Source organism: Micromonospora musae, from assembly GCF_003626635.1.
GTDB lineage: Bacteria > Actinomycetota > Actinomycetes > Mycobacteriales > Micromonosporaceae > Micromonospora > Micromonospora musae.
The window spans coordinates 282,212-302,131 of sequence record NZ_RAZT01000006.1; the positions used below are offsets into that span (position 1 = coordinate 282,212).

The window sequence follows — 19,920 nt, forward strand, 5'->3', positions numbered from 1 at the left end:
CGAGTGCAGACCGAGTGCTCCCCTACCCGCTTACGACGCACCCCTCATCAGGCTCAGCCGGGCCCGGACGTACGCGACCATGGTCCGGTACGACTCGGCCGCCTCGATGCCGGAGAACTCGACGAGTTCGCGGAAGCCGTCGTCGGCGATCAGGTTCTCGAACTGCTGGCAGCCCCGTTCCGCGCGCACCTGGTCACCGAGATCGAATGCGGCCCGCGCGAGGATCGCCGCGACGGCGCACCGGGGGCCGTTCGACTCAGAGACGCCTTCCGTCAAGCCCCACTCCGACATCTCCACCGCTCGATCGAGCCGGCCGAGTTTCCAGGAGGACTCCGCGATGAGCTGCGCATAGTAGATCTTCAGGTGATCGAGGTGCTTCGCCACCGCGATGGCCAGCCCCTCGTCCGCAACCCGTGTGCCAGTCTCGAACCGGTCGGACCCCAGGAGCGCTCTCGTGAGTGTCAACAGCGAAACGGCGAGCAGTTCCTGGCGCCCCGTCTGCCGGGCGAGACTTACCGAGCGTTCGCCGTACGCGTTCGCGTCGTCGTGGTCGCCACGCGACAACGACAACACGGCGAGGTTTCGCAGGACCTCGGCTTGTCCGGCGAGTTCTCCGGCGCCTTCGAAGATGGACAAGGCTCGACGGAAATATTCGTCGGCCTGTGGCAGCGGGGCGAAGACCTCACCGACGGTGCGAAGGAGTTCGGCTTCCATCAGCGGCTCGCCGAGCACGCTGACCAGGTCGAGGATCGCGAGTACGGTGGGCGTCCGGCCCGCGGGTATGGAGTTGCTGCCCGGTGCTGAGGCGGCGAGGACCATGGCCGCCGCGTCGCGCCCCAGGCCATGTGCGAGGGCCAGATCGATCGTCGCCCACAGCGCGGCCCGTTCCCGCGCATACCAGCCGGCAGCCTGTGACACGCTGTCGAACGATTCAGGCGTCACGTCCGACGGTAGTTCGTCGACGGCGCCGGCTGGCTGTCGATGGTGCCTCGCGTAGGCGGCGCGGGCCGAGTGCAGGTAATGCATGACGAGACGCCGCTCATACTCCGGTCGTTCGTGATCCTCGTGGAGGAGCTCACCCGCGTAGGCCCGCAGCAGGTCGTGCAGCACGTAGCGCCCGGACTGGGACAGGTCGAGCAGGTTCGCGGTCACCAATTCCATGAGCTGTTCGCGCGCCTGTGCGCGACCCACTCCGGTGACGCTGGCCGCCGACTCCAGCGAGACCTCTGGGCCCGGATGGACGGCGAGGGCACGAAACACCTGCGCGGTTGCGGGATCGAGGGCCTGGTACGACCACGAGAACACCGACCGGACATCGTCGGACGAGTCCGCGCTGGACAACGCGTCGAGTCTGGCGGACGGCGCCGATACGTCGCTGACGACCGCGCTCAATGGCAGGGCCGGATTGAGGGCCACGCGGGCCGCGACGATCGCCAGTGCGAGCGGCAGCCCGGCGCAGAGCGCGATGACCTTTTCCAACGCGTCCGGGTTCGCGGTGGCGCGACGAACGCCGAGGCGGTTGATCAGTAGCTGTCGGGACTCGGCGCCGGTCAGCCGATCGACTTGCAGGTAACGTGCCCCCTCCCGGGTGACCAGGCTCGTCATCCGGTTACGGCTCGTCACGATGACCAGACAGCCGCGGGAGGCCGGCAGCAGTGGGCGGACCTGATCGGAGTCGCGCGCGTTGTCCAGGAGGATCAGGAGTCGACGACCGAAAAGGCGACTGCGGTAACGGGCCGCCTGCGCGTCGACGTTCTCCTGCGGGGACGAGACCGCCGGCTCGCCCAGGGACGCGAGCAACGTGGCGAGTGCCTCCTCCGATGACATGGCACGTCCGTCCGGATCCAGACCCCTGAGGTTCAGGAACAACTGGCCGTCGGGAAAGTCGCTGGCGATCTGGTGGGCCCAGTGCACGGCGAGGGCGGTCTTGCCGATGCCACCCATGCCGCCGAGCACGGTGATCACGATGGTCGTGTCGCTGAATGCGTCGGACAGTTGGTCGTCGAGCACGGCGGCCACGTCGTTTCGGCGGACGAAGCCCGCGACCTGCGGCGGCAGCTGTGCGGGCCGGGGAGCCTCCGGCGGGCGCAGTTCCTCCTGCAGGGTCCAGCCGCTGGCGAGTAGTTCCCGATACGCCTCCCGCAGTTCGGAGCCCGGGTCCACCCCCAGTTCCTCGGCGAGACGTTGACGGGTCTGCTCGAAGACCCGCACCCCTTCCGCCCGGTGACCGGTGGCGACGTACGCGCGCATGAGGGACGCCTGCAGCGCCTCGTCCAGCGGCGCCGCGGCGGCCACGCTCAGGAGTGGGGTCAACACGGTGTCGGCCATGCCGTGGGCGATCGCGGCTTCGCTGGCCGCGAGCGCCACCGAGACGCGCTCCCGTTCGATGGCGACGAACTCCGGCGAACTCAACGCGCTGGCCGGAAGGTCGGTGAACGCGGGGCTGCGGCCAAGCTCCAGAGCGGTCAGGTACTCCCGTACGCCGGCCAGGACGTCCCCGCCGGCGAGCGCCTCGCGGGCCCGCCGGACCAGCTCGCGATACATGGCCAGATCGGAGGCCTCGGTCGCGAGGGCCAGCCGGTAGCCCGTACCGGCCGGTAGGAGGTACCGACCGGTTTCACGGACGTCCAGATCCGGTTCGAAGATCCGCCGGATGTGCCCGACGTGCCGATGGATCTGGTTGGCGGCGCTGGCCGGCGGTTGTTCGTCCCAGAGGCTGTCGATGATGTTGTCGAGGCTGACCGCGTCACCCCCGGCGGCGAGGAGCTTGGCCAGGATGATCCGCTGGCGAACCGGGCCAAGATCGACATCCGAGCCGTCCCGCCGGCAGCCAAGACCGCCGAAGACCTTGAACTCGCAGCGGGACGGCGGCCCGTCCGGGAGTCTGCGGTCGGGCGTCGTCACGATTGACATCCTAGTGATCAAAGGGCAGCGGCTTCGCTATTCGGCCCAGCCTGCGGCTTGCGCCTGGTCCCCCACATCCCCCATCTCTCGTTGTCGTCGAGTCGGCCGACAAATACGGGGACTACGTGATTCGGGTGATTCGCGAAACGCGCGATATCCGTACCTTCGGCAGGGTTCCCAGCGCGGAACGCAAGCCCGAGGAGTGCGCATGCCCCATGTCACCGTTGGCTCAGAGGGAGCCAACCCGATCGAGATCTATTACGAGGATCACGGCACCGGTACGCCGGTGGTACTCAGTCACGGCTACCCGCTGAGCGGGCAGGCCTGGGAGAAGCAGGTCTCCGTACTGCTCGCAGCCGGTTACCGGGTCATCACCTATGACCGGCGGGGTTGGGGCAATTCCAGCCAGCCCGCCAGCGGATACGACTACGACACGTTCGCCGACGACGTGAACCTGCTGCTCACGAAACTGGACGTACGCGACGCCATCCTCGTGGGTCACTCGATGGGAACCGGCGACGTTGCCCGGTACCTGGGTCGCTATGGCACCGAGCGGGTCGCGAAGGCCGTACTGATGTCGCCGATCCCGCCGTTCCTCCTGTGCACGGACGACAACCCCGAAGGCGCACCGCAGGCGTTGTTCGATGGGTTCATCCACGCCGCGCGGGCGGACCGGAACGCGTGGCTCAAGCAGTTCCTGGAGAACTTCTACAACCTCGACGTCTACGGCGGCTCGCTGGTCAGCGACGAGGCGTTCCAGGCCAGCCTGAATGTGGCCGTGGCCGGTTCTCCCGTCGCCGCGGTGGCCTGTATCCCGACCTGGCTCACCGACTTCCGTGACGACCTGTCCAAGATTGACGTGCCGGTACTCGTGATCCAGGGCGACCAGGACCGAGTCCTACCCATCGGGGTGACCGGCCAGCGGGTGTCCGCCTTCACCGCGGATTCGCGGTTGCTCGTCATCGAGGGCGGGCCGCACGCCATCGCCTGGACCCACAGCGATCAGGTCAACGCCGCCCTGCTCGACTTCTTCCAGAAGTAAGTAGTGAAAGGAAAAACCGTGAAATTGTCCTTGCGGCGACGCCTCATCTCCGTAGGCGTGGCCATCGGCGCCCTCACGCTGGTTGGTGCCGGTATCGGCACCGCGCAGGCCTCGACGAATTACGCCCAGCATTCGCGCCCCGCAACGGTCAAACCGACTGTCGTGCTCGTGCACGGTGCCTGGGCGGACGGGTCGAGCTGGGACAAGGTGACGGCCAAGCTCCAGCACGACGGCTACCGGGTGGTCACCCCGCCGAACCTGCTGTCGGGCGTGGCGAACGACGCCGCGAATCTCCGCGCCTATTTGGACACCATCAGCGGACCGATCGTCCTCGTCGGGCACTCGTACGGCGGCATGGTCATCACGAACGCCGCGATGGGCGACAAGCAGGTCAAAGCCCTGGTGTACGTCGACGCGTACATCCCGGACCAGCACGACACCGTTTACGCGCTGACCTCGGCCGTGCCGGGCTCCGTCTTCGCGGCCGAAGCGTCCACCGTCTTCGACCAGGTCGCGATCCCGGGTGCCGACGAGGGAGTCGCCAACTTCTACGTGAAGCCGTCGATCTTCGGCAAGGCGTTCGCCGACAAGACCATCTCCGCCAAGGACGTGGCGGTGCTGGCCGCCCGGCAGCGTCCACTGGCGTCGAACGCCCTGTTCGAGGAGGCCGGCGAGCCGGCCTGGCGCACCATTCCCTCGTGGTCGGTGATCGGCAAGCAGGACGCCGTCATCCCTGCCGCACAGCAGGTCGCCATGTCCAAGCGGGCCAAGGCACACACCATCGAGATCAACGCTCCCCACCTGTCCATGGTCACCGACGCGGGCGCGGTCACCAATCAGATCGAGGCGGCCGCCAAGGCCACCGACTGACACGACAACCGGCCGTGGCATCGCTCACGCGATGCCACGGCCGGCCTCATCGCAAGCCCCACTTCTCTTCGCGGAACAAGGACGTCCCAGATGAATGTCGAGAATCGGCTCGCCGAACTCGGACTGTCACTTCCGCCTGCGATGACACTGCCGGAGGGTGTCGAACTTCCCTTCCCGTGGGTGCGTGTCCACCGCGACCGCGCGTTCATCTCCGGGCACGGTCCGGTGGAAAGCGACGGCAGTCTGGCTCGGCCGCTCGGCCGGGTAGGTGCCGAGGTTACCGAAGAGCAGGGGTACGCGGCGGCGGCCAAGACAGCATTGGCGGTGGTGTCGTCGCTCAAAACAGCTTTGGGTGATCTCGAGCGGGTGGTGGCCTGGACACGAGTGTTCGGAATGGTCGCCACCGCGCCCGGTTTCAACCGGACGCCTGCGGTGATCAATGGATTCTCCGACATCATTCTGCGTTTGTGGGGCGAGGAAGCAGGTCGTCACGCACGCTCAGCAGTTGGCCAGGCAGCCTTACCGTTCGACATCCCGGTCGAGGTCGAGGCGGAGGTCATCATCCGTCCTGGCAGCGTGACGGCCTGATCAGCCGCGAAGCACGGTCGACGTACACCGGGGGCGAAACGGGGGTACGGCCACGCAGGAGCTGCATGGCCGCACCCGACGCCACAGTGAATGGCGTACCAACCCGGTGTCAGGCGGTCGCCCGCGCCGCTTCCAGGATGACCTCGGTGACCTCACCGGGATGCGAGATCAGGCCCAGGTGACCGGCGTCGATCCGGGTGATGTCGGCCCCCGCCCGTTTCATCATCTCCTCCTGGCTGGCCGGCGGGATGACCCGGTCCTCGGTGCCGATCACAGCCCAAGAGGGAATCGTCTTCCACGCCGGCTCCGTGGCCGGCTCCGCCAGCGCGTTCGTGGCAAGTGCGACCTGGGATACGGCGAGCACCTCCGCCTGCCGCCGCGGCAGACCGTTGGCGAAGCCGTTGATGAAGATCTTCGGCAGGACGTACGAGTCGACCGCGCCTTCTGGCGCGCCGGGGAACGGCACGAGCTTGAAAACGCTCGTGGGGTCGGTCAGGGCCGGCTCAAGGACCGAGCCGGAGCCGGCGGTGAGTTCTTCCAGGGTCTCCCCCTTGTCCGGGGCGAAGGCGTCGACGAACACGAGCGCCTTCACGTTGCGGTTGCCGGTCGCGGCGTCGCTTGCCACAAAACCGCCGTACGAGTGGGCCGCGAGCACGATGGGACCTTCGATGGTGGACAGAAAGTCCTCCAGGTAGCCGCTGTCGATCGACGGGCCCCGGTTGGGTTGCGGCGCAACCTGAACCTCGAAACCGCGTGCCTGGAGTCTGCGCACCTCCCCGCTCCAGCTCGAGCCGTCGGCCCAGGCGCCATGCACGAGAACGATGGTTGGCCTGGTGTCATGCTCCCGGTCGGGGGTTGGCTGCACACCGCCGTCCGCGTACACGCCTGGGGCAGCTGAGCCGAGCAGCGTCACCAGCGTTGCGGTGGCGATCGCCGCGGCGATGGTCTTCGGCCGACGTAGCGAGATACCGAGCATGTCTCTCTCCCTCGTTGGTCAGTGGCTTCCGAACGCAGGCAGATGCGCATGGCTGCCAACGCGACCCAGCGAAGCCGCAACCGCTCGGAAGCACCGCCGAGCCGCGCATGGACCGATGGCGGCCGGGCTTCGGTGCCGCGATGACGTGCTTGATCGCCCGAACCTCACCGTACTGACGATCAGCGAAGATCTCCGACAGAAGGGGAAAATCTCTCAAGCTTCACTTTACTGGAGGACACACCACCAAATGGGCTCCCCCCAACCGATCGGTAGGCGCGACTTCGGTCCACGGCGAGAAGGCCACCGTGGGCAGCTCCATGATCACGAAGACCGACCTATCCTTAGGGCTACGTCGCGGAGCGAGACATCGTCACCGCACTCGGCAACTGGTTCCTCAAGGCGTTCGCACCGCATCGGCTCACCGATACGATCCGCCGACTCCACGCCGCCCAACCCGCTACCGGCCCCAGCACCATCGCGCCGGAGATCGCCGTCAACAAGATCATTGCCGCGGGCGACGCCAAATCGTCCAGTGCCGCGCCCTCGCAGAAGCCGGGGACGACTCCGCCACCGTCCCGCCTGGCGGGTCGAGGTCACCGCCCAACTCGCCACCGCCCTCGCCCGTGGCGACAAAGGCAGCACGAGAACCGGATCCCCGTTGCCTTGCCGAGGATGACGCCTCGTCGGCTCCTTCGACGAGCAGCGGGATCCGGCCCGAGCGCCCGCCCCCGACCCGACGTCCCACCCATCGGGCGAGTCCTCACCGTGGCCGGAGAGCCCAACACTCCAAGGACGGGCCGGGAAGAGCCCCGGCGGACAGCAGGGCGACCCGCGTTGCGAGCTCAACAAGCCCCCCCAACGTGCGACAGCGCAGCGCCGTCGCGGACCAGTGCGGCATCGATGTTGACCTCACCCGATCGTTGACAATGACGATGGCCCGCAGGTCGCCTCAATTGACCCAGATCGATTGATGAGGCTGGTCCTGCCGGCACTCGGTGGCCCGGTGCCTCGCGGCTGGCACCGCGCGGGCAAAAAACCCGAAAGACGCTGTTTGATTAGTGTTAGCGTAGTTCTGCTGCTACGGCTGGCTGGGAGGACGCGCCCCCGCCAAGGGCCAGCGGAAGCCAAAGAGCAACCGCGCATGAGACGGGGGTAATGCAATGGCCGCGCCCACCAGGCATGGGACCCACAGCCCACACCCGCACATTCACGGGCCGGACTGCGGGCATATGGCGGCCGAGCACGTCGGCCACGTCGATTTCCTGCACGACGGACACCGGCACTACGCCCATGACGGGCATTACGACGAGTGCGACCTCGACGGCCATGCTCGGTCGGAACGGCACGACCACGAACACGGTGAACACTGCGGGCACGTCAGCGTGCCGCACGACGACCATGTGGACTATTTGCACGACGGGCATGTGCACCACGTCCACGACGACCACTACGATGAGTGCCTCTCCGAAACGCATACCAAGGCGGAAGAGCACGACCACGTGCACGGAGGCGGCTGCGGCCACTCGCCGGTACTGCACGGCGATCATCTCGACTACGTGCACGACGGGCACCGACACGCCGCCCATGAAGGCCATTACGACGAGCACTGATAGGCCGCCGGTATTCCTCCATACGAGCCCAGCGGTGACGGGTGGGTCCCGGGGCAACGACATCGCGGCGGCGCTGACCCGGCGGCGGGATCCTCGGTGTCTGGTGGCCGATGTCAGCGCACCGATGACGAACGCGACGTCGGCCGCCGCGCCGGCTCCCGGCCGCACTGCCATCGAGAACGCCTTGAACCCGAAGTCCTCGACGTAGTCACCACGCTCACCGCCGTGGGAGTTGCCAACTGCGCCACATCCCGATGCGCGCCCCGGGCACGACTCGAACCTGCGACCCCCATCCGCGATCTGGTGCGCTATCGATTTGCGCTACGAGGGCGTGGTGTCGCGAAGGTCTCGATGTAGTCGAGAGCGGTTTCCAGGGCGTCCCTGAGCGGGGAGATGCCCCGGGCGACCTGTGCGAGGAGCATGCCGCCCTGGAACGCGGCGAGGAGCAGGCCCGCGAGCTTCTCGGCGTCGGCCTCGTTGCTCAGACGGCCCTGCCGCTGCAGGCGGAGGAGCGCGTCGCGGAAGATCTCTCGCCACTGGGCGAACGCAGCCGCAAGCTCATCGTGAACGTCGAGGTCGGTCTTGATGATCTCACTGGCGAGCGACCCGAGGCTGCAGCCTTCGTGGTAGGCGCGTTCATACCCGATATAGAACGCTGCCCACTTCCGAAACCCCTCGAGGCTCTCGAAGCCGTCGAACTGTTCGCCGCGATGGAGCCCGAGGACGCGTTCAGCCTGCCATTCGATCACCGCCAGGACGAGGCTCTCCTTGGTCGGGAAGTAGTGGTTGATCTGCGACCCGCTGACGCCGGCGGCGCGCCGGAGCTTGTCGTTGTTCGTGGCGTGGACGCCCTCGGCGTAGATGAGCGCGGCGGCGTGCTCCAGTATCCGGGCGCGCGTCGCCTGCCCCTTCGCGGTGAGCTGGCGAGGCTCTGGCGCCGCCGTCGTGGACTTCATGATTCACATCGTACCAAGAGTGGGCTTGACAGCCCAGTCTTGCGTGGTGTTGTATCTGCGAAGTGGGCCGCGCAGCCCAAAACCTGACCCAGGTCGGTTACCGACCATCACCCCCATGAACTGGAGTGGATCTCTCATGCCGCGCCTGAACGTTCTTCCTGCCGATGAGCCCTCCGCCGACGTGCGGAGCACGCTCGACCAGGTCGGCGCGCAGTTCGGCTTCGTACCGAACATGTTCACCATGCTCGCGTCGAACCCGACCGTCCTCGATCTCGTCATGACGGTGCAGGCGAAGGCGAGCAGGCTCCTGGACGCGCGGACGCGCCACACGATCGCGCTGGCCGTGTCCGAAGCCGACGGCTGCGACTACTGCCTGGCGCTGCACACGGCCGGGTCCCTGAAGGGTGGCATGTCCGCGGCGGACATCGAGCTGGCGCGGGCGGGAAGTTCGGTCGATCCGAAGCGGGCTGCGGTGGCTCGCTTCGCCCAGCAGGTGATTGAGACACGCGGACGGGTCAGTGATGCCGACCTCGCGGCCGTCCGGGGGGCCGGGTACACCGATCCGGAGATCTTGGCGATCGTCGCGCTGGTCGTCCGGGCGCTGCTGACCAACTACCTCAACAACGTCAACCTGACCGACGTCGACATCCCCGCCCCCGATCTGGCATGAGCGCTCACCAAACTCGCGAGAACAGCGACCTGGCCGGTCGAACCCTCGCCCTGATCAACCGCACTGGGAAGGAGTGACATGTCCGGGTCTGAACTCTATGAGAAGTTCATGGCACTGCACACCCGAGAAGGTGGCCTCGTCATGCCGAACGCCTGGGATGGCGTCTCGGCATTGATCCTGGCGGATGCCGGCTTTGAGGCCATCGGCACGTCGTCGGCGGCCCTGGCGGCCGCGCTCGGCCGCCTCGACGGACGCCACAGCATCGCCCGCGACGAGCATCTCGACCACGCACGGCTGCTCGGCCGGCTCACGGGGTTGCCCGTCAACGGTGACTTCGAGGACGGCTACGGCGTCACCGCCGGGGAGGTCGCCGTGACTGTGGACAGTGCCGTCGCGCACGGGCTGGCCGGCATCGGGATCGAGGACACCACCGCGAATCCCGATGACCCGATCCGCGACTTCGACGACGCGGTAGGCCGGGTTCGCAGTGCGGTCGCCGCGGCGAAGCGACGCATCGTCGTCACGGCTCGCACCGACAACTTCATCCAGGGGCGGCCTGACCTCGATGACACCATCCGACGGCTGACGGCTTTCGCCGAGGTCGGCGCCGACGTGCTCTACGCGCCGTTCCCGCCCGACCTCGAGTCCCTGGTCGCGATCGTCACCGCCGTCGCGCCGACACCCGTGAACGTTCTCATCTCACCGGCGGACCAGGTGCTGACCGTCTCTGAACTGCAGAAGGCCGGGGTCAAGCGCATCAGCCTGGGCCCCGCGCTCTACACCCATGCGATGGGTGCTCTCCAACAGGCGGCCGCAGCGCTCAAGGCCGGCGACATCGCCTCGGCCACGACAGGCATCAGCTTCGACCGGGTGGGCGAACTCCTCGCCCGCAAACCCTAGCCGTCTCCGGCTTCACCATCTAAAACGCCTCAATCCTCACGCACAGAAAGCACGATGACATGGATCTCGACAAGCTCATGAGCAAGCACCTCAGCCGGTATTTCGACGGCAGCAAGACAATCCCGGATGAGACTCTTCAGCAGCTGCTGAAGTTCCTGCGCTCGGCTCCCACGTCGACGAACATCCAGCCGAATCACTTCTACGTCGTGTCCACCCAGGAGGGCAAGGAGCGGCTGGCCGCGAACCTCGGCGAGCGGTTCCAGGACAACGCCGTGAAGATCCTCAACGCCTCGCACACCATCATCCTCACCACTCGGGCCGATATCCCCGAGCACCACCTCGAAGCGGTGTTCGCCAAGGAACGGGCCGACGGCCGGTTCGCGGACGAGGCCAAGCACGAGTTGTGGGAATTCATGACCCGCGACTTCTTGAACCTGCGCAAATATGGCTACAAGGACGAATACCACTGGATGGAGAAGCAGACCTACATGGTGATGGGTCTGACGATGATGGCAGCCGCCGAGCTCGGCGTCGAGGCCATGCCGCTGGAAGGCTTCGACCCAGTCACCGTGGACAAGGCCTTCGACATCCGCGCGACCGGATACACCACCACCGTGCTGCTCGCGCTGGGCTACCCCGACGAGGCGAAGCAGTACAAGACTCCGGTGTCGCGGTTCGAGCCCGAGCGTCTGTTCACCTTCGCCTGAGCGGGCCTGGCCCAGGCGATCCGATCGCTAGAGGAGTTGATCAGCTATGGACGGTCAGGAACTCCAGAAGGTCGCGAACGAGTACGCGACAGGGCTGCCGGACGTGACGTTCGAGCACCGTGACGGCCCGAACTGGGAGCTGTACAAGGTCGGCGGCAAGGTCTTCATGCTCATGACCGACATGCCGGGACACCCCGTTGTGATCCTGAAGGCCGATCCGGACGAGGCCGTTGGGCTGCGTGAGCAGTATGCAGAGATCACGACCGGCTACCACATGGACAAGAAGCACTGGATCACGGCAGCAGGTGGGCGCAGCCTCGACGAGAACCTGGTGAAGGAACTCGTCACCGACTCCTACCGGCTCGTGGTCGACAAACTCCCGAAATCCAAGCGCCCCGTGGACCCGGAAACGAACCCGGCCGCCTGAGACCCGAAACACACACGAACACAATCAACACAGAAGGACAAATCATGATCGGACTCGGTGTTCGAGCCGCCAACGGCGCTCTGGAGATCCTCGACCTTCCGGACCCCCGTCAGCCTGACGCGGGCGAGCTCGTCCTGGAGGTGGTCGCGGCAGGGATCGGGCCGTGGGACGCCCTGCTTCACACGGGCGGATGGGACGTCGGCCTCGTTCCGCCCGCAGCTCTGGGCGTCGAAGCCGTCGGCCGCGTCATCGCGACCGGCCCGAACGAGACCGAATTCCGCACGGGCGACCTCGTGCTGGTCCACGAGGCTCCCCTGCCAGGCGGCAGTGGCACCTGGGCAGAGCGCGTCCTGGTCCGTTCCGCGCACGTCGCACGACTGCCCGAGAACCTGGCTCCGGAGATTGCGGCGGCACTCCCGGTCGCCGGGCTCACCGCCCAGCAGGCCCTCGACGAGCTCCACGTCGACGCCACCACCCGCCTGCTCGTCGTCGGAGCCTCCGGCCCCACCGCGTCACTGGCCGTGCAACTCGCCCACCTCCGGGGCGCCGAGGTCGTCGCCGGTGCCGGGCCGGCCCGCGCCGATCAGCTCCGCGCCCTCGGCGCCAGCGAGGTCATCGACACCCACGCTGACGGTTGGGCGCAGAAGAGCGATCGCCGATTCGACGCCGTCCTCATCGCCGCCACAGGCACCGCCGAGGACGCTATCGGACTGCTCGTCGACGGAGGCCGCCTCACCTCCATCACCTCGGACGCACCCGACCCGATTCGCGGAATCACCACCTCGAACCTCTACGTGCGGCCCGACGGACGTGCGCTCGGCGAACTCGCGGCACTCGCCGCCGCCGGCGAACTGAGACTTGACGTCCGAACGACACCAATCAAGGACGGCGCCGCGATCGCGGACCAGGTCGCGGGCGGCCGCTCTGGTGGGGTCAAGTACGTCCTCGAGTTCTGACGCCCGCGGTAGAAGGACGTTCCAGATCGTCCGAAACAACGATGTTCGTGCGCCATGTGGGGCCAACGCCTTCGTGACACAGCGCCCTTCTCCCTGCCCCTGACCATCGACGGCGACCGCATCACCGGGCTACACGTGCTGGCCGACCTGGAACGTCTCGACGGAATCATGCATGCAGTCCAGGTGCGGTCGCCCCTTCAGGGCCTCCACAAGATCAAGGTAACGATTTCTCGGTTTGGTCACGTGATGCCAGGAGTGGCAGAGGCTCGGCAGCGCCGAAAGGGTCTTGATCACGGCGACACGCCTGCGCAAGCTAACTCCCGCTGTCGCGCTCGATTTCGTCGTAATACCGCCGGTACAACCCTTTCGCCGGGTAGCTTCGGTGGGGACGAGCGGCGCCTGCAGCACGGATCACTGAACTGAGCCTGCACCGACCTCCACCAGCTGCGCGATCCCTCGCCCTGCCCGTGGACCGTTGGCGAGTCGCCGTGCTCGGCACCCGCGATCTGCGGCTGAGCACAACCGGCTCGGGTCCGTCGGCGAGCCCACCGGGATCGGGAGGCTGCGGGAATGACCAGAAAAGGCCCCCTGGCCCACAATTACCCTGCGGTGGCGACGATGGTCGTCGCCGCGCTGGTCCCGTACCTGGTGGTCTCCGTGGCACTTGACCCGCTCACGCCGGTCATCGCCCGGGATCTCGGCATGAGCACCGGGCAGACGAGTCTGGCGGTGGGCCTGGCCAACGCCGGCTACGCGCTGGGCACCGTACTGTCGGTGCAGCTCGCCCAGCATCTGCCCCAGCGCCGGATGATGCTCCTCTACACCACACTTCTCGTGATCGGCTCGGTGTTCGCGGCGGCGGCGACCGAACCGATCCTGTTCCTCGTCGGCCACGTACTCCAGGGCCTGTGCACCAGTCTCCTGTTGATCGCCGCCGTACCGCCGCTGATCACCGGGTTCCCACCGTCGAAGCTCACCCTGACCGCGGTGATCCTGAACCTGTCGATCTTCGGCGGGGTCGCATTGGGCCCACTGATCGCGGGCGTCCAGCTCGAGGCAGACAGCTGGCGGCCACTGTTCTGGGTGATCGCGGGAATCGCCGCCGTAGCGTTTCTGCTATCACTGCTGACCTATCAGCACGTGGGGCCGGCGGACCCCACGGCCACACGTTCCCCTGTCGCAGTCGCACTGGCCACCGCCGGATGTGTCGCCGCGTTCTACGGAGTTTCACGGTTCGAGCCCCAACGGGCTCTCGACGTCGGCGCGATCGCACCCCTGGCCACGGGCCTGGTGCTCATCGTCATCCTCCTGATCCAGCAGTACCATGCCAGGCGCCCACTACTGATCCTGCGCCCCCTCACGAGCACGCTGCCGGTGGTCGGGATCGTCGTAGCCATGTCCGCGGCCGCGACATCCGTGCCCGCCATCGCGTTGACCGGCGTTGTGCTCCGGGACCGGTACACACCCCTGGAACTAGGACTGCTCTACCTGCCCGAATTCGGCGGCGCGGTGATCGCGGCAATCGTGTTCGCGAAGCTGTTCACCACCCGGGCGCTACATTACTTCGCCCTGGCGGGGATGCTCTCCCTCATCTCGGGCATCGCACTCATCGCCACCAGCCTCCCACCCACCACCACCCAAACCCTGATCGCGACAGGATTGATCGGAGTCGGCGTCGGCGCCTCCGTCACCCCCGCACTGTTCATCGCCGGTTTCTCCCTGCGGAACAACGCACTCCAACGCGTCTTCGCGATCGTCGAGCTGCTACGTGCGGTAGCCGCATTCATGATCGCGCCGATCCTCCTCTACATCGCCGCGAGCGTCGGCGACAGCATCACGGACGGCGTCCGCCTATCCCTCTGGATCTGCCTCGGTCTCGCCTCCGCCGGAACACTGCTCGCGATCGCGCTCTACCCCCTCGGCGGCATACGCCCGCCGTCCCCATCGATGCAGACCTGGTTCGGTGGCGATACAGCGTGGAGATCGCCACCACTGCTCGCCGCCCTGCACCGCCGCTCCACCCGTTCATCCGACACCTGACGGGCCAGTCGCGTGCGGCGCCGATGACGCGGGCCCAGCCGGGCACGTCGACGTCGGCGGTGAGCGCGGCGGCGACCGCGTCGAGGTCGAGGGTCGAGGTGGTGCGGCGTGCCGGCGTCCGTCTTTGGTGGGGCCGTATGAGCGGCGCCTGGTGCTGGCTCATCCCTACGCGGGCATGCGGCGCCTCTTCCCTTGGGCGAGGGAGGCGGGTGGCTCGGTGGAGGGATTCGTTCGCATCGCCGTGCGGTGACGCTGGATCACGTCAGCCGACGGGATGGTCAGAAGGAGCGACATGTTCAGGTCTAGTTTGCGCGCGGTGGCGTTGGCGGCGGTTGCGGCCGTGGGGGTGGCGGCGTCGCCCTCTGTCGCGCAGGCCCAGCAGTCCAAGGCGATGAGCACCACGGCCGGCTGGTCGGTCGTCACCGGGTTGGGGCATTTCGTATACGACGAGCCCGGCATGGTGGGACACCGGATCTGGTTCGGTGTCCAGGCGGTGGCGGCCGTCGACGGATCGGCGTACGGCCAGTTCCTGTACCGGCACGAACTGCCGGACGGCACGCCGGTCGGGCAGGGACGGGCCGACGTGACGTGTCTGAAGGTCACCGGGAACGTCGCGGTGTTCACCGCGGTCGTCCCTGAGGGCCAAGGCAATGTGAAGAACCACGGCTACTACGTGAAGATCATCGACGGTGGAAGGGGGCCGGATCAGATCGTCGACGCGCAGACGCAGAACGGGACGGAGCGGCCACCCACCCACTGCATCGACCCGGAGACGGAGCTGCCTCCGGGAGTCCCTCAGCGGCCCCGGTATCCGGTCCTCATCGGCGGATACACCGTCCACAGCTGAGCAGAGCCGGGCGGGCGCCGACGTTCGCCACGCAGAGCGCCGGAACGGCCGTAACTATCGTGCGGCGCCGGTTCCGCTGCCCGCGCCCTTCCAGATCGGATGGCAGACCACTCCCCGTCTGCGTCTGTCGCACGGGGGTGAGCGGACCTGCGAGATTCGTGCGTGACGGCGTGATCCTCCGGCGAAGCACGTCGTCACGGCGACAGCACGTCGAACCGCCGACGCCGTAAGGAAATGCCACCCTGGCGGGTTCACCCGCCCACGACACGCACCCACCTGGGCCGGGGGCGACTTCAGTCGTCGCTCCCGGCACCGCGGTCGGGTGCGCTCATGTCTCCCGTCCCAGGCGTGCCGCCGGCGAGCCCGTAGCGCAGGAGCACGGTGCCCTTCGGACTGGCCAGCGGCGGTTCGAGGAGTGTGAGGTTCGTGGGCACTGCGCCGCCGTCGAACACCTGCTTCCCGACGCCGAGCACGATCGGGTGCACCCAGAGGTCGAGGCGGTCGAAGAGCTTCTCGCGCAGGAGGGCCTGCACGAGGTTCAGGCTCCCGACGACCTTGACGTGCTCGTGCCGGTCACGGAGCTCGCGCACCGCGGTCGGCAGATCCGGGCCGAGGTGAGTGGACCCGGCCCACGACAGGTCGGGTCTGCCGCGGGAGGCCACGTACTTCGGGACCCTGTTGAACAGGGTGGCGATGTCACTGTCGTCGCCGCCCTCCTGGTGTGGCCAGTAGGCGGCGAAGATGTCGTACGTGCGCCGGCCGAGCAGGAGGGCGTCAGTGCCCTCGTACGCGGCACCGATCTGCGCCCCGGTGACCTCGTCGAGCAGGGGCGCCTGCCAGCCGCCGAACGGAAACCCCACCGGATCCTCGTCGGGGCCGCCGGGCGCCTGCCCGACGAGGTCGAGGGTTGCGAACAGCTCGATGTGGATGAGGCCCATGCCTTACTCCCGGTGAGTTGGTTGTCTCGGTCGGAGAGTAGGTGGCTGGCGTCCTCCTGGCGCTCCTTAACGCTCGGTGGCGCGCTTCTATGTGTGCTGGCGTGTCCAGGCTGGTCGCGGTCGACCTGGCCGTGTCCGAGTGCGATCGACGGGCACGGCCAGTAGGTGGCACAGACCGGGCAAGGCCCCAGGGCGAGAGGGTTCCCGCCGTGACCGCTCAGGCGGGGGTTAGCGGTCGGATCCGTCGTGATGGAATCCCCCGCCAGGATGCCGCGAGGGTGCCGAGCTGCGCCGGGTGGCGGATCACGTCGTAGTCACGGACCCACACCGTGTACCAGGGCTCCGCCGGTGCGGCCTGCCGCCGCAGCTGACCGTCGCTGACCGGGATCCCGGCCAGGGCCGGGTGCTCACTGGCGCGGTATCGGTCGCGCCGTCCGGCGAGCATGGCTCCTCCCCCACCAGCAACTGCGGCCCACCCGCGCGGCGGGCGCGGCGCGGCACGGTCGGCGGGTCGAACGGCTGCCGTCGGTCTGCGACAACTCGAACGTGTTCGCCGGCCGGAACCCGACGACCTGCACCGACGGACGCCCGTCGGGGTCACGCCGGACCATGCCCGGCCGCCTCCCACTGGCTGGCCTGCTCCTCGCTCGGCCGTCGCCGTACCGGAGCCCAGATCTTGAACGCGGTCTCCCCCGCCCGCACGAACCGCTGATGGGCCTTCCACCCGGTCGTCCCGTCCTTCCTGCCGAACGGCCGGAAGTAGCGGGGCTCGATCCCCCGCTCGGCGGCTTGGAGTACGGCCGTCGTTGACCGCCGGCGCCGTAGACCTCATCGCCGGTCACCTACTGAAAAGACCAGGCCAGGCCGCCCAGTGAAGTCCGAATAAAGTATCGAGGCCGCCGCGATCAGTCGGCCGATCGGCGTCGTGCCCGGGATGCGCGCAGATTGGCGATGTTGCCGCACGTGCGCACGTTGTGCCAGACCGCGCTGCTGTTGCGGGAGGCGTCGTAGAAGGCTGATCGGCAGCCCTGCTCCCGGCAGAGCTTGACGCGTGTCCAGGTGCTGTCGAGCTGGGCGATGAGGATCTCAGACCAGACCGCCGACACGAGCCAATCGACGCCCGTGCCTCGGGGGATCATCATCACGCGCCCCTGAGCGTCGGAGCCCAACTGTGCATCCGCACGAGGAACCACGCTGTCGACCTGGAGCGGCCCGGACAGCCGCTGGTCAGGTGGAACATCCAGCATCGTGTGAAGCTCGTCGCGCAGTTCACGAAGTGATCGCAGGCCGGCTGGGGTCAGCGAGAGCGTCGGCGGCTGCAGCCCGTGGACCGCCGCCCATTGATCGGCAGCCGCCTGCGCCCACTGCTCGGCCGTCACCGGATCGGCCAGCAGGTCGACACCGCCGCCGCCGGTGGCGTGGGTGTTGACCAGTTCCTGCACCAGGGCCAAGCCACCCGGCGCGGGCCGGGCTTCGAACCTCTCGCTAGCAGTCCACGACATAGGCAAAGTCTACTTGACTTCCGTCGAGTCGACGAGGCATGCTGACAGAAGTAAATAGTGGTTCACTTCAGTCGTCGATTGCGAGGAGTCAACTCATGACGACCATCAGCGGGGCGGTCGCCCTGGTCACCGGCGGCCAGCGAGGCCTGGGCCGGGAGATCACCCGGCAACTGCTCGAGGCGGGCGCCGCCAAGGTGTACGCCACCTCCCGCGCTTCCCGGCCGGCCGACGACGCGCGAATCGTGCCGCTTGCGTTTGAGCTGACCGATCCGCAGGGTGCCACCGCCCTCGCTCGGGAAGCAGCCGACGTCAGCATCGTGGTGAACAACGCCGGGATCATGACGTTCACGCCCCTACTCGCTGACGATCAGGCTGAGGTCGATCGGGTCTTCGACGCAGTGGCATTCGGGCCACTGCGGGTGGCCAAGGCGTTCGCGCCCGTACTCGCCGCCAACGGCGGCGGTGCGCTGGTCAACCTGCACTCAGTGACGGCCTGGATAGCGGGGTTCCCCGGCTCGGGCACGTACGGCGCGGCCAAGGCCGCCCTCATCTCAATGACCAACAACCTGCGCGCGGAACTCGCCGGCCAGGGCACCCAGGTCCTCGGCGCTCAATTCGGCTTGACCGACACCGACCTGGTACGCGATCTTCCCGGACCCAAGAACGACCCCGCCATGGTGGCCGCCGAGATCATCACCGCGCTGGCAAAAGGGGAAACCGAGGTGCTGGCCGATGACAAGGCACACTACTTCAAGCCACTGCTGTCCGGCCCGGTCGAAGGACTCATCGTCAACCGCTGACTGGACGTTCGTTTCGCCTCCGCGCCAGTAGTACTCCAACGTCACTCGGCCTGTCTGCGCTAGTAGTGGGATCGTCGGGCTCGGGCTTGGGATGTTCTTAGCCCGATTGACGAGTCCACAGTGCGTACTGGCGATAGCGATCAGTTTTGATGTTTAGCGTGGCGATGGTGTCGATCGCCACGTAGGTACCGGGCCGGGTGCGCGCAGCCACCGCCAACGCACCCGGTCCGGCCGGCACGGCGACCGCCTCGGCAAGCCAGTCCCGCAAGTGGGCGCCGCCCGTGCCGGCCGCCTGCACCGCGCGGATCGACAACGGCTCACCAAGGTCAGCCCACTGATCGAGAAACCCACCACAGGCCAACACGACCACGCGGGACGGGACCACCACCTACCCCAGGCGTGCGGTCATCGACACGGGACCACCGGTGCTGATCATCGCTGTAGATCAGCACACCCCGAGGTCCTCCGGGAACCTCCGCTCATCGCACGTCGCGACGTTTGCGCCGGGCGTTCACCTTCGTCGGTATCGGGCCGGCCCTGACCTTCGATCGCGCGCCATGAGCGACCTCGCGGAGACTGCCACGTGATGCAGTCCGGGGCGAGGCCACCTTGCCGCTCGCCCCGGCTCAGGCCAACGGCGGGAAGAACTGCCGGAGTAGCCCCTCAAAAGGATCGGCTTGAGGTGCCGGACCGCGACGCGATGATGATTGGTCAATCTGCTGGTGCGTTCGGCGGGAACGTCGGCAGCCAGGGGCCAGACGTCGAGGAGGTTGCCGTTGGCCACGACGCGGAACTTCTCGTCGCCGACGCGGGCAAGTCGGAGATAGCCGGAGACGTTGCCGAAGGCGAGCAGGGGAAGCCGCGTCTGACCGACGGTCCAGGGCAGCACGATATGAGGACGCGTAGACATCTTCTCTCCAAGGATCTGACGGAAGGCATCGGAAAGGAGCCGACGGCGACGTCGGCGACCAATGCCCGGGGCAAGGTGTCAGGTCTAAGAAGCAGGCGGCGTCACGCGGAGTGAGGTCCTCTCGTGATTGCGTCGGAGAAGAAGATCTAGTCAGAAGGCTAGGACGGGACGGGCTGGCGAGGCCACCCATTTCGTCCTGGCGCCGAGCGCTCGGGGCGGAGCCGGCGAGCCGGGCGTCGCCCCCGGGCGCCTTTCCGCCGCCGCCGGGCCACCGTTG

General features: G+C 67.5%; 20 protein-coding genes. 13 read left to right on the forward strand and 7 right to left on the reverse strand.

Going from position 1 to position 19,920, the window contains the following annotated elements:
• Positions 1–30: 30 nt before the first annotated feature.
• The gene (locus D7044_RS13975) at positions 31–2,904 is read right to left on the reverse strand and encodes an AfsR/SARP family transcriptional regulator (protein WP_158609997.1); all 2,874 of its coding nucleotides are present in this window, start codon (positions 2,902–2,904) and stop codon (positions 31–33) included.
• Between the two features lie 208 nt (positions 2,905–3,112).
• Between D7044_RS13975 and D7044_RS13980 the strand changes: the two genes are divergently transcribed.
• The 3 genes from D7044_RS13980 to D7044_RS13990 all read left to right on the forward strand — a co-directional run bounded on the left by D7044_RS13980 (position 3,113) and on the right by D7044_RS13990 (position 5,404).
• Positions 3,113–3,946, forward strand: a complete 834-nt coding sequence (locus D7044_RS13980; RefSeq protein ID WP_120689168.1) for an alpha/beta fold hydrolase — start codon at positions 3,113–3,115, stop codon at positions 3,944–3,946.
• Positions 3,947–3,964: 18 nt separating this feature from the next.
• Positions 3,965–4,816, forward strand: a complete 852-nt coding sequence (locus D7044_RS13985) for an alpha/beta fold hydrolase (protein WP_158609998.1) — start codon at positions 3,965–3,967, stop codon at positions 4,814–4,816.
• A gap of 90 nt (positions 4,817–4,906) precedes the next feature.
• Complete coding sequence (locus D7044_RS13990; protein ID WP_120689170.1) at positions 4,907–5,404, forward strand: RidA family protein; 498 nt, start codon at positions 4,907–4,909, stop codon at positions 5,402–5,404.
• 109 nt (positions 5,405–5,513) lie between these two features.
• Here the strand turns inward: D7044_RS13990 and D7044_RS13995 are convergent, their stop codons facing one another.
• On the reverse strand, positions 5,514–6,380 hold the full coding sequence (locus D7044_RS13995) for an alpha/beta fold hydrolase (RefSeq protein WP_199716617.1): 867 nt from the start codon (positions 6,378–6,380) through the stop codon (positions 5,514–5,516).
• A 1,160-nt stretch (positions 6,381–7,540) separates the two neighbouring features.
• On the opposite strand from D7044_RS13995, the gene D7044_RS14000 reads away from it, so the two are divergent.
• Positions 7,541–7,990, forward strand: a complete 450-nt coding sequence (locus D7044_RS14000) for a hypothetical protein (RefSeq protein ID WP_120675431.1) — start codon at positions 7,541–7,543, stop codon at positions 7,988–7,990.
• Positions 7,991–8,298: 308 nt separating this feature from the next.
• On the opposite strand, the gene D7044_RS14010 is transcribed toward D7044_RS14000, so the two are convergent.
• Positions 8,299–8,946 carry a TetR/AcrR family transcriptional regulator gene (locus D7044_RS14010; RefSeq protein ID WP_120675429.1) on the reverse strand — a complete coding sequence of 216 codons (648 nt, stop codon included), beginning with the start codon at positions 8,944–8,946 and terminating at the stop codon, positions 8,299–8,301.
• 136 nt (positions 8,947–9,082) lie between these two features.
• Between D7044_RS14010 and D7044_RS14015 the strand changes: the two genes are divergently transcribed.
• From D7044_RS14015 to D7044_RS14050, 7 genes are all read left to right on the forward strand, one after another.
• A complete protein-coding gene (locus D7044_RS14015; protein WP_120689171.1) occupies positions 9,083–9,616 on the forward strand; it encodes a carboxymuconolactone decarboxylase family protein in 534 nt (177 codons plus the stop codon).
• 108 nt (positions 9,617–9,724) lie between these two features.
• Positions 9,725–10,516 (forward strand): isocitrate lyase/PEP mutase family protein, encoded by a 792-nt coding sequence (locus D7044_RS14020; RefSeq protein ID WP_233564980.1) that lies wholly within the window; start codon positions 9,725–9,727, stop codon positions 10,514–10,516.
• Between the two features lie 59 nt (positions 10,517–10,575).
• Positions 10,576–11,223 (forward strand): nitroreductase family protein, encoded by a 648-nt coding sequence (locus D7044_RS14025; protein WP_120675423.1) that lies wholly within the window; start codon positions 10,576–10,578, stop codon positions 11,221–11,223.
• Between the two features lie 46 nt (positions 11,224–11,269).
• Positions 11,270–11,650: an MmcQ/YjbR family DNA-binding protein gene (locus D7044_RS14030; RefSeq protein WP_120689173.1), complete on the forward strand. Its 381-nt coding sequence runs from the start codon at positions 11,270–11,272 to the stop codon at positions 11,648–11,650.
• Positions 11,651–11,694: 44 nt separating this feature from the next.
• Positions 11,695–12,606 (forward strand): alcohol dehydrogenase catalytic domain-containing protein, encoded by a 912-nt coding sequence (locus D7044_RS14035; RefSeq protein WP_120689174.1) that lies wholly within the window; start codon positions 11,695–11,697, stop codon positions 12,604–12,606.
• 618 nt (positions 12,607–13,224) lie between these two features.
• Positions 13,225–14,646 carry an MFS transporter gene (locus D7044_RS14040; RefSeq protein ID WP_233563088.1) on the forward strand — a complete coding sequence of 474 codons (1,422 nt, stop codon included), beginning with the start codon at positions 13,225–13,227 and terminating at the stop codon, positions 14,644–14,646.
• A 292-nt stretch (positions 14,647–14,938) separates the two neighbouring features.
• Positions 14,939–15,493 (forward strand): hypothetical protein, encoded by a 555-nt coding sequence (locus D7044_RS14050; protein WP_147434662.1) that lies wholly within the window; start codon positions 14,939–14,941, stop codon positions 15,491–15,493.
• A 293-nt stretch (positions 15,494–15,786) separates the two neighbouring features.
• Here D7044_RS14050 and D7044_RS14055 read toward each other — a convergent pair whose 3' ends face one another.
• The 3 genes from D7044_RS14055 to D7044_RS14065 all read right to left on the reverse strand — a co-directional run bounded on the left by D7044_RS14055 (position 15,787) and on the right by D7044_RS14065 (position 17,873).
• Entirely contained in the window at positions 15,787–16,431 is a 645-nt protein-coding gene (locus D7044_RS14055) for a dihydrofolate reductase family protein (protein WP_120675411.1), read from the reverse strand.
• A gap of 217 nt (positions 16,432–16,648) precedes the next feature.
• Positions 16,649–16,876 (reverse strand): hypothetical protein, encoded by a 228-nt coding sequence (locus tag D7044_RS14060; protein ID WP_120689177.1) that lies wholly within the window; start codon positions 16,874–16,876, stop codon positions 16,649–16,651.
• 460 nt (positions 16,877–17,336) lie between these two features.
• Entirely contained in the window at positions 17,337–17,873 is a 537-nt protein-coding gene (locus D7044_RS14065) for a CGNR zinc finger domain-containing protein (protein ID WP_233564981.1), read from the reverse strand.
• A 155-nt stretch (positions 17,874–18,028) separates the two neighbouring features.
• Here D7044_RS14065 and D7044_RS14070 point away from each other — a divergent pair, with 155 nt between their 5' ends.
• A complete protein-coding gene (locus D7044_RS14070; RefSeq protein ID WP_120675405.1) occupies positions 18,029–18,733 on the forward strand; it encodes an SDR family oxidoreductase in 705 nt (234 codons plus the stop codon).
• A 97-nt stretch (positions 18,734–18,830) separates the two neighbouring features.
• Here the strand turns inward: D7044_RS14070 and D7044_RS14075 are convergent, their stop codons facing one another.
• Positions 18,831–19,103: a hypothetical protein gene (locus D7044_RS14075; RefSeq protein WP_147434663.1), complete on the reverse strand. Its 273-nt coding sequence runs from the start codon at positions 19,101–19,103 to the stop codon at positions 18,831–18,833.
• Positions 19,104–19,415: 312 nt separating this feature from the next.
• On the opposite strand from D7044_RS14075, the gene D7044_RS14080 reads away from it, so the two are divergent.
• Positions 19,416–19,757 (forward strand): hypothetical protein, encoded by a 342-nt coding sequence (locus D7044_RS14080; protein WP_120675401.1) that lies wholly within the window; start codon positions 19,416–19,418, stop codon positions 19,755–19,757.
• Positions 19,758–19,920: the final 163 nt, after the last annotated feature.

Coding starts and splice junctions, on each gene's coding strand:
- D7044_RS13980 (WP_120689168.1), top strand. CDS start 3,113: ATGCCCCATGTCACCGTTGGCTCAGAGGGAGCCAACCCGATCGAGATC.
- D7044_RS13990 (WP_120689170.1), top strand. CDS start 4,907: ATGAATGTCGAGAATCGGCTCGCCGAACTCGGACTGTCACTTCCGCCT.
- D7044_RS13995 (WP_199716617.1), bottom strand. CDS start 6,380: ATGCTCGGTATCTCGCTACGTCGGCCGAAGACCATCGCCGCGGCGATC.
- D7044_RS14000 (WP_120675431.1), top strand. CDS start 7,541: ATGGCCGCGCCCACCAGGCATGGGACCCACAGCCCACACCCGCACATT.
- D7044_RS14010 (WP_120675429.1), bottom strand. CDS start 8,946: ATGAAGTCCACGACGGCGGCGCCAGAGCCTCGCCAGCTCACCGCGAAG.
- D7044_RS14015 (WP_120689171.1), top strand. CDS start 9,083: ATGCCGCGCCTGAACGTTCTTCCTGCCGATGAGCCCTCCGCCGACGTG.
- D7044_RS14020 (WP_233564980.1), top strand. CDS start 9,725: ATGGCACTGCACACCCGAGAAGGTGGCCTCGTCATGCCGAACGCCTGG.
- D7044_RS14025 (WP_120675423.1), top strand. CDS start 10,576: ATGGATCTCGACAAGCTCATGAGCAAGCACCTCAGCCGGTATTTCGAC.
- D7044_RS14030 (WP_120689173.1), top strand. CDS start 11,270: ATGGACGGTCAGGAACTCCAGAAGGTCGCGAACGAGTACGCGACAGGG.
- D7044_RS14035 (WP_120689174.1), top strand. CDS start 11,695: ATGATCGGACTCGGTGTTCGAGCCGCCAACGGCGCTCTGGAGATCCTC.
- D7044_RS14040 (WP_233563088.1), top strand. CDS start 13,225: ATGGTCGTCGCCGCGCTGGTCCCGTACCTGGTGGTCTCCGTGGCACTT.
- D7044_RS14050 (WP_147434662.1), top strand. CDS start 14,939: ATGTTCAGGTCTAGTTTGCGCGCGGTGGCGTTGGCGGCGGTTGCGGCC.
- D7044_RS14055 (WP_120675411.1), bottom strand. CDS start 16,431: ATGGGCCTCATCCACATCGAGCTGTTCGCAACCCTCGACCTCGTCGGG.
- D7044_RS14060 (WP_120689177.1), bottom strand. CDS start 16,876: ATGCTCGCCGGACGGCGCGACCGATACCGCGCCAGTGAGCACCCGGCC.
- D7044_RS14070 (WP_120675405.1), top strand. CDS start 18,029: ATGACGACCATCAGCGGGGCGGTCGCCCTGGTCACCGGCGGCCAGCGA.